At 38.0% G+C, this 10,028-nt stretch carries 4 protein-coding genes; 3 read left to right on the top strand and 1 reads right to left on the bottom strand.

The window, feature by feature from the left end; genetic code table 11:
* Positions 1–128: 128 nt before the first annotated feature.
* The 3 genes from AC1WHX_RS07530 (at position 129) to AC1WHX_RS07520 (ending at position 7,602) form a co-directional block, all read left to right on the top strand.
* Complete coding sequence (locus tag AC1WHX_RS07530) at positions 129–1,157, top strand: polysaccharide deacetylase family protein (protein WP_481229092.1); 1,029 nt, start codon at positions 129–131, stop codon at positions 1,155–1,157.
* 84 nt (positions 1,158–1,241) lie between these two features.
* The gene (locus AC1WHX_RS07525) at positions 1,242–4,091 is read left to right on the top strand and encodes a glycoside hydrolase family 31 protein (RefSeq protein WP_418236367.1); all 2,850 of its coding nucleotides are present in this window, start codon (positions 1,242–1,244) and stop codon (positions 4,089–4,091) included.
* Positions 4,092–4,101: 10 nt separating this feature from the next.
* Complete coding sequence (locus AC1WHX_RS07520; protein WP_481229090.1) at positions 4,102–7,602, top strand: glycosyl hydrolase 2 galactose-binding domain-containing protein; 3,501 nt, start codon at positions 4,102–4,104, stop codon at positions 7,600–7,602.
* 72 nt (positions 7,603–7,674) lie between these two features.
* Here the strand turns inward: AC1WHX_RS07520 and AC1WHX_RS07515 are convergent, their stop codons facing one another.
* On the bottom strand, positions 7,675–9,759 hold the full coding sequence (locus AC1WHX_RS07515; RefSeq protein WP_302544886.1) for a KamA family radical SAM protein: 2,085 nt from the start codon (positions 9,757–9,759) through the stop codon (positions 7,675–7,677).
* Positions 9,760–10,028 lie beyond the last annotated feature (269 nt).

Below are 10,028 nucleotides of genomic sequence, written 5' to 3'. Positions count from 1 at the left end.
CTTTTAAATTATGTATATAAAAATTTTAATAAGAAATTAATTCAAATACGGTTGAATATTTAATAGAACAAGGCTTTCTTTGTTAAAAATATTTGATTTGCGATACACACATATATTATTTTACAACCATGAAGAATTTCAATTTTTCTCTTTTTCTGTCTTTATTTTTTTTGATAATATTGTTGCCGGAATCGGTTGATGCAAAAAGGATTAATAAAAAGGTCGACGAGCAGGGTGTAGATATGCCGAAAGTTCGTATTGCTTCTTTTAAAGGTGATAAGGCATGCGCTATCAGCTATACTTTTGACGATGCGTTGAGAGATCAGAGCATATTGGCTGCCCCTATGCTTGAAAAATATGGTTTTCGAGGAACTTTTTGGGCAATACCTTCGATGGTTCCTGAGACAGAAGAAATTCTTACAAATTCGAAAAAGAAGTGGGGTGGGATTACATGGAAAAGATTAAAAGAGATGTCGGATAATGGACATGAAATCTCGAATCACGGTTGGTCTCATAAGAATCTTGTAAATCTGAAATCGGAACAGGAGATTCGTGCGGAGATAGAGAAAGCCGATAGTCTTATTCTGTTGAAAATAGGAAAGAAGCCCCGGACATTCTGTTATCCTTATAATGCATTTAATGATCAAGTTCTTGCTATTGCGATGGAGAATCGTGTGGATACTCGTACACGCTGTTCGGGCTGGGGATATAGAACAACGACTCAGTGGATGAATAATTGGGCTGACGGATTAATTAAAAAAGGAGAGTGGGGCATACCGATGATACATGCTATTATTGATGGTTTTGATGCGTTTCCATCAGCGGATGTTTTGGATAATCACATGGCTTATGTAAAATCTAAAGAAGACCGAATATGGGTCGGTACATTTCTTGAAATTGCCAGTTATGTGAAGGAATCTGAAAATGTTCGTTTATCAGTGACTCCCCGAAAGAACGGTTTGATTTGTAAAACGGAGATGACTTTAGATAAAAAGCTTTTTACTGAACCTCTTACGTTAGTTATAGAAATAACCGGAGTGACATCTGTTAAAGCAACACAGAAAGGAAAGAAGCTTCCTGCAACAATTGCTTCGGATAAAATTTGCATTGATTTTATGCCCGGAGATTCTCCGGTTAAAATACGTTGGAAAAAGTAATAGATTAACGATAAGTATTTTTTTGATATTATGAAGAGCGGAAAGAATAGTAAGTTAAAGACTCAGTATTTAAAATTTTTCTGTTTGTTATTTTGTCTTGTATCATTTTCCTCAGGATATGGACAAAGAGAGCGAGGATGGAAGTCGGATTGGAAGGGAGACTGTTCAGAAGTAAAGATTTTAGAACCAGGTTTAGATGTGACTGGTGTCGCTGTCTTTAAAAACAGATTGTTTTTAGATGCAAAAAAAGATAATATAAAACTTTCCCGTGAATTGTCTGATGAATATCGAAATACTAAAACTTTATGGATAAGTTTTTCAGTTCGGAAGATTGCCGGAAACGGACGTTTAGGATTATCTTTATTAGAAAATTCTCAAGAAAAGTTATTTGTGGGAGCTGTCGGTCAGGATAAAACGATTTGTTTCGGTTCGAAAAAATGCCGTGAAAAAATGGAAAATGCCGTACAACTTATTTTAAGGGTTGAAAAAAATAAGGCTTATTTATTCATAAATCCTCCCTTAGCATCAGTTCCTGATGTTGAAGGAGCGTCTATGACTTTATCCGGAGATTTTTCTTTTGACCGGATTACCTTTTTATGCGAAAAAGGCAATGCCGGAGAATTTAGTAGGGTTGTTGCGGGAGAACAGTTTGCAGATGTCGTTTTTCCTCGCAAATCGAATGATGATCTAAGAAGTATGGGAAAGCAACCGGTTATTTCATGGAAAAAGGCGGAAGGGGCTTTATGGATAAATACGGAGTCTGGAGTATTACGGTTGAAACCTTATGAATTCGGAGCTCTTGCGGTTCATTCAGGATCATTGAATGCGATCGAATCGCAGAAAAATTATGCAGTTTCTCAAGAACCTGCCGGAGCAAAATTTTCGGTAAAGGAAGACTCCGAGCGGATTTTATTAAAAACAGATCGTTTTTCTGCTACCGTAGAAAAACGTACGGGGCAAATCTGTTTGTATGATCGTTTGGGCAAATTGTTGATACAAGAATATCCGGGCGGAGGCCGTTCTGAAACCGGATATGGAGAAAAAGTGGCTTGTCGCTTTAGTTTATCTCCGGAAGATGCTCTTTACGGGTTAGGACAATTTAGAGATAATTCGTTGAATTTGAGAGGTAAAAGAAGAGAGTTGGTGCAATTTAATACTCAGGCCGCTGTTCCTGTTATTTATTCGACAAAAGGTTGGGGAATATTATGGAATAATCCGTCTCGAACTATTTTTCAAGATAACAAAATGGGGATGAGTTTTCAGTCTGATATAGGAGATATAATCAGTTATTATTATTTCGTAGGAGATAAATTAGATGATTTGATTGCTTCTTATCGTTCGCTTACCGGTAAAGCTCCTATGATTCCTTATTGGTCTTTGGGGTATCATCAAAGTCGAAATAAATATGCAACGCAAAAAGAAGTTATGGATATTGCAGAACGGATGCACAAGGAAAATATCCCGATGAGCACAATTTTTATCGATTATTTTTATTGGCAGAAATATGGTACGGGTTCTCATCGATTTGATGAAAATCTTTTCCCTGATGTTCCGGGAATGTTAAGTTCTTTACATAAAAATTATAATACTCGTGCCGTAATTACGATATGGCCGACATTCCGTCCCGGAATTCCTAATTATGAAGAGTTTAATAGAGACGGTTTATTACTGGACGAAGCAAAAGCTCTGGATGGCATTATTTATGATGCATTTAGTCCTAAAGCTGCCGAGATTTACTGGAAACAGGTAATGCCGTTAGTCGATTTGGGAATTGACGGCTGGTTCTTGGATGGTTGTGAACCGGATCAGGTAAACTCTTTTTTACCGACTGTAACTCACGACGGACCGGCATTGAAAGTTCGTAATCTTTATCCGTTAGTACACGCTACGACGTTTTATAACGGGTTACTGAAAACTCGTCCGAATCAGCGGCCTTATATATTGACACGTTGTGCATGGGCTTCTCAGCAAAAAGTAGGTACGGCTGTTTGGTCGGGAGATATACCCACTACTTTTGATGAGTTGCGTAAACAAGTAACGGCCGGGTTAAATTTTGTAGCCTGCGGGATTCCTTATTGGACTACCGATATTGGAGGTTATTCAGGTGGCGATCCTGCTGATAAAAACTATCGGGAGGTGTTTACTCGTTGGTTTCAATATGGCACTTTCTGTCCTGTATTTCGAGCACATGGAAGACGTTATCCGGGTAATACGAAAGTTCCGAATGAATTGTGGGCATATGGTGCTGAAGCGCAAAAAATTTGTACGGAATTTATCAATTTACGCTATGCTTTGTTCCCTTATATTTATACTTTGTCTGGTCAGGTAACTCGCAATCATTATACACCGATGCGGTTGTTGGCTTTCGATTTTCCGGAAGATAAAAAAATTCTCGATTGTAAAGATCAGTTTATGTATGGTCCTTCCCTTTTAATTTGTCCGGTTTTGAATGCGGGAGACCGCAAACGTGAGGTATATCTTCCTTCAGGGAAGCGTTGGATTGATTTTTGGACGGGAGAGAACTACGAAGGTGGGCAAACAATCGTAGCAGATGCTCCGATAGAGCGTATTCCTGTATATGTTCCGGCCGGGTCGATTATTCCTATGAACGTATCATTATTAATGAATCCTGATTCAAGTGCTCCGGTTGAAGTACGTGTATATCAAGGTGCGGACGGTCGGTTCGAATTGTATGAAGATGACGGGGAAACATTTGATTGTGAGCGAGGAGAATATAGTTCGATTCCTTTTATGTGGAATGAAAAAAAGAGGACGTTGACCATTAGGAAACGGCGGGGTGCGTATAAAGGCATGTCGAAAGAAAGAGAGTTTCGTGTTGTTTTAGTTTCTTCCGAGAAGGGAAGAGGTGTAGAAAAAAACTCACCTGATAAAGTTGTTAAGTATGTAGGAAAGAAGGTAGATATTAAACTATAAAACGTTACACGTGATTCAAAAAATAAAAAGATCTTCTCTCACCGGATTTTTGAGATATTGGGGTATATTATGTTTTTGTGTGGGAGGAACTCTGCAAGGTCAAAATATAGTTTCCCCTATATCGTTTGTCCCGGATAATTCTGTGCAAGTCCATAATTTAGCACTGAATAGGGCTGCTTATCATTCTTCATGTTCGAATTTTGATTATACGGCTCATTTAATTACTGATGGAAATACGGATGTTCAGGGAGATTCGAAAATTACGGTACAATATTCAGATTTTCCATCTGGAGAATCTCCTGAAAATCTGTTTGACGGATCACCGAATTCAAAATATTTGACATTCCATTCGGAGGGTTGGATTCAGTATGAATTTGCAAATGGAGCGTCTTATATAATAGATCGTTATGTCTTGACTTCTGCCAATGATGATGAAAAAAGAGATCCGAAAAATTGGACATTTTCAGGATCGAATGATGGTAAGAATTGGACTTTGTTAGATACGCGTTCCGATATTCGTTTTAACAAGCGGAAAGAGTCTCTTTCTTTTACAGCAAAGAACACGAATGCGTATAGAATGTATAGGCTCGATATTACAGATAATAGAGGGGATAACCGTACTCAATTGTCTGAGATAGACTTGTTCGAGAAAAATGTCAGTCGAATCGATCGGGCTGTTTTTTCGAGTAAATGGGAGAGTGCTGGAAAGGAGGATCAATGGGTTTATATTGATTTGGGGACGATTTGTCGGATCAATAAAGTAAAGTTGTTTTGGGGAGAAGAGTTTGCACAGTCATATCAAATTCAATTTTCTACTGATAAACGCAATTGGCGTTCGCTGTATTCAACGAATGAGGGGAAAGGAGGAATAGAAGAAATAAAACTGACTACGGCAACTGCGAAATATGTAAGGCTATATATGACAGACGGTATTTCGGAGCATTATTCTTTGGCAGAGATGGAAGTTTATGGGACGGGAGGAGTAATCCCGAAACAAATGGCTGTTCCGTATATGGGAAAAGAAGGGGCTTATTATTTGACCGGAGGAAATTGGAAAGTGCAGCGTGCAAGTTTGGTGAAATTAGATGGTCTTGAGGTCTCTGATCCGGTATTTGATGACCGGGATTGGATCATCGCTACAGTTCCGGGAACGGTGTTGACCAGTTATTTGAATATAGGAGCTATTCCCGATCCTAATTTTGGAGATCAACAACTGCAAATATCAGATGCTTTTTTTACTGCAGATTTTTGGTATCGTACAATCTTTATTGTTCCTAATAAGTATAAAGGAAAAAGAATCTGGCTTAATTTTAACGGAATTAATTGGAAAGCCGATGTATTTGTAAACGGACATCGTGTCGGAGATATAAAGGGTGCTTTTATTCGTGGAAAGTTCGATATAACTCCTTATGTCGTTTCAGGTGAAAAGGCGTGTATTGCAGTATATATTTATAAAAATGATACTCCGGGACAGATAACTGTACAAAGTTTGAATAGCGCCGGAAAAAATGGAGGAGTGCTGGGAGCTGATAATCCGACGATTCACGCCAGTGTGGGCTGGGATTGGTTACCGACGATGCGAGGTAGAAATATAGGAATACAGGATGATGTGTTTATTTCGGCTACCAACGATGTTTCTTTGATTGATCCTTTTATTATATCGGATTTGCCTTTGCCAGATTTGTCCTCTGCTGATTTGACTTTGAGAGTCGAATTACAAAATCATTCGGACAGGGCTTGTAAGGGAAAATTGATGGGAATAATCAATCCGGGAAATATCCGTTTTAGCCGGAGCGTGTCATTGAATGCTTTTGAACATAGAGATTTGGTCTTGGATAAAAATACCTTGCCTCAGTTATGTATCGAAAATCCCGATTTGTGGTGGCCTAACGGTTATGGTGAACAGAATATGTACTCGCTCGAATTATCTTTTGTGGCGAACGGAGGTGTATCCGATAAGAAAACTATACCTTTCGGAATACGGGAGATGAGTTATGATGAGAGTGACGGTGTCTTGAAAACGTATGTAAACGGTACTCGTATATTTTTCAGAGGGGGCAATTGGGGACTTAGCGAGTCTATGCTTCGATTGGATAAAGAGGGATATGATGTTCGGGTTCGTTTACATAAGGAAGAAAATTTCAATATGATCCGTAATTGGGTAGGAATGACTGGAGATGAGGATTTTTATCGGGCTTGTGATAAATATGGAGTTATGGTTTGGGATGATTTTTGGTTAGCTAATCCGGGAGATGGCCCTAATCCGAATGATGAAAAGATGTTTATGAAGAATGCTGTCGATAAAATAAAACATTTTAGAAATCATCCTTCGATAGCTTTGTATTGCGGACGCAATGAGGGTAATCCTCCGGAAACATTAAATAAGGCGTTGCGAGAGCAGACATCTTTGTTGGACGGAACTCGTTTGTATATACCTCATTCTGCGACCGGTACGGTTTCTGGATTTGGACCTTACAGCGTTCAGAATCCGAGGCATTATTTTAAGATAAGAACGCATAGGAAACTTCACTCGGAGATGGGAATGCCTAATATCCCCTCAATAGAAAGTATGAAGAAGATGTTGCCGGAAGATAAATATTGGCCGGTGAATGATGTCTGGGGGCTACATGATTTTTGTATTCATTCGGCGCAAGGTGCATCCGGTTTTATGAATGCAGTGAACCGTTATGGCAAGGCCTCAGATTTGCAGGATTTTTGCAAGAAAGCGCAGATGGTCAATATGGAAAATCATAAGGCTATGTTCGAATCTTTTGTCGGTGCTCAGAGTAATGGTATGTTAATGTGGATGAGTCAGTCTGCATGGCCGAACACTGTATGGCAGACTTATGATTATTACCTTGATCTGACAGCCGGTTATTATGGTTGTAAAAAAGCTTTAGAACCGTTACATATTCTGTGGGATAGTCAGCTTGATAAAGTCAAAGTTGCGAATAATACTCGCCAAGGATATAAAAATTTGATTGCAGAAGTGCGTATCTATAATATGGACGGTACTTTGATGTTGCGAGATTCTGTACGACTGGATTCCGGATCTGATACCGTTACGGATTGCATGTCTATCGTTTATCCGAAAAAACTTTCTCCGGTTCATTTTATAAAATTGGAACTGAAAGACGGAAATAAAATTATTACCGATAATTTTTACTGGAGGGGAAATGAGTATCAAGAGTATTCCGATTTGTCGAATATGCTTCCGGCCGACCTGCAATATAGTCTTTATTGGGAAAAAAGTGGAGGAAAGGTATTTTTGACGGTCGATATTAAAAATGTAGGAAAGAATATTGCGTTGATGACTCGTTTGAAAGTTTTGCGTGATAGATCAAAAGAACGGGTGCTTCCGGTTTATTATAGTGATAATTATTTTTCTTTATTACCGGGAGAGACCAAGCAAGTGATTCTTGAGTTTAATGCAAAAGATTTACAAGGAGAGAATCCTGTCTTAGGTATAGAAGGTTGGAATCTCGATTATATGGAAATGGTAGAATTTTAGGTGTTAAGGGTTAGGCTGGTTATTCTGAATAATACAAATAAAGTATTATTCAGAATAATTTTTTCTCCGTAGTTAGTTTATAATCAAATTACTGATTTGTTTTGTTACTTGAAATGGAAGTTCCGGATATTCATGGAGTTTGAAACGGGGTTCTGTTTCTCCTTGATAATATTTCCAGATTGTTGCATAATCTTCGGCATCTTCTCCTATTTTTATGAGCTGGCGCAAATATTCTGCAATAGATTTGTTTTCTTTGATATAGACATATTCCATTTTATCGATAATCGGACTGTGTTTACGGGTATGATCGTGATCGAAGCGTAATATTCGTTTCCCATCTTCAGTAATTCCGATCGTTTGGAATGTCATGCTTTTACCTATTCCTGGGAGATTTAACACATTTCTGTCTGTAGCGGCAAAAGGTAGATGATGTTTGCTCAAGAAAGAACGGAGACTATTCGCTGTATTTTCTCCGGATTCGAGGATAGAACACAATTCTTTTGCTTGCTCGGCAGAAAGGTTGCCATAAATTTTTTCTTCGTGTTGTTCTTGCAAGGAACGGCTGTTAGGAGTAAATACGGCATGATTCTCGTTAAATCCTTTTACCGAAAAGGTATAGTAACAGACTACTCCTAAATGATTAAGAATCTGGCGAAGACGAGTTGTGTGTCCTCGGCGGGAAGCAGCCACTGTATATACGAGTTGGTTAGTAATCAACCATCCGGCGGATAGTATTTTTCGGATAGCATTTTTAGCTTCGGGAGTGACTTCAAGCGGTGTTTGAAAATGTGTTTGTATAATAAATTGCTTGACACCGATTGCGGAAGCTTTTTCTTTGAACTCTTTAAGTATGTCGATCAATTCTTGGTCGATGCGCATCGGCAAATAAGCCAGAAGACGTGATCCTAACCGGATGCGTTGCAGCTCTGCATATTTTTCTCCTTCAGGACGATTTTTGTTTGCTTTACGTTTACGGACAGCCATTCGGTAAACCGCTTCTAATATATTGCGTAAAGTTTTGTTCTGACTCATTAATGCATCGCCTCCGGTAATGAGTATATCGCGTAATTGAGTATCCGTTTCGAAATAGTCCATTAGTCGTTTGAGTTTTTTCTCCCAGCTTTCTTTCGGGCGTAAATTTTCGAATTCGAAGTTTAGCCGTTCACTTTGAAAATCATACATTCTTTGACAAGACGCACATAAACCTCCACAGGCTCGTCCCATTGTATCAGGTATGAGAATTGCCACTTCCGGATAACGTCTGTGAATATTATGACCTTCAGGAAGCAACCACCCGGCAGCATTTGGCCTTCCGTCTTTTACAATATCTTCTTTTTCCCAAGCTTTTATATGGCCGTATGTTTCGACTAGTTCGGGAGAATATAAGATATAACTACGTATAGAAATATCATTATATCCTTCTTCATTTATATTTAATAGTGAAAGATAATACGGAGTGACAAAGAATGGCATTCCGATTTTTTTTGCCCGTTGCAATAGATACATGGTTTCGTCAGAGAGAGAATTTCCTAAAAATCTATTCAGTTCTTTGGGACTTTTTACGGCTGTCGAAAGATGAAATCTGAAGTCGTTCCACCATTCTTTGACAAGTTCGTATTTTTCATTATAGTTTAGGTCAGATTCGAAATGATAACGAGACGCAGTTTTCCTATTTTCGATTTTTTGTATCAGAATATGTAAAATTCGTTCTTTGTTTTGTTCCCGAATTTCTATTACTTTCTTATCCAGACCGCTTTCCCATCGGTGTGTACGTTTTTTGATTTGTTGTAAAGATGGGGAGGTATAATTGTTTTCTGATCCTTTAAATAGAAAATATAGATCGATGAATAAATCTGTTGGAGTTTCTTCGTCGTTTAAATTTTCTGTGAGAAATCGATATAAGAGAGAGATTGTTTTTATTTGGATGTTTTGTCCCGTAGAGAGTTCGAAGATAGATTTTCCATCGTAGTCTATCAACATTTTGATCGTTTCTTGAGTATTGTTTGTCGGTATAGTATCTATAAATGCATTTAATTGTATCTTGAATTTTTCTTCATTGGGACTATTTTGCGCGATTGATATAAGTGCAGGAAGTTCTTGTTTATATAGTTGCTTTAGTTGAGAGAGTGTGAGAGTTAGTATTTTTTCCTGTTTCATAGGCTATTTTATTTATATGGTTATTAAAAGTATTTTACCGGCTGATTAATAATAACAAACAAGTTTTTTATTAGTTGTTTGTTTTCTAAGATTAAGATACGCTGAAAATTATTGGATCTATGTATGCGTATGATTATGAATGATCCGGATCAATCCGTTTTGAATTTTTTAAGTCTGTCTGAATTTTTCGATAAGGACCTCTTTGCATTTTTTTCCAGTCTTTCTTTCCGTTTTCACTTGTCTTGCTATTTGACAAGTGAAAACAATAA

Source organism: Coprobacter sp. (assembly GCF_982436375.1).
The sequence above is the reverse complement of the archived record's forward strand: the minus strand, read 5'-3'. Positions and strand labels throughout refer to the sequence as shown.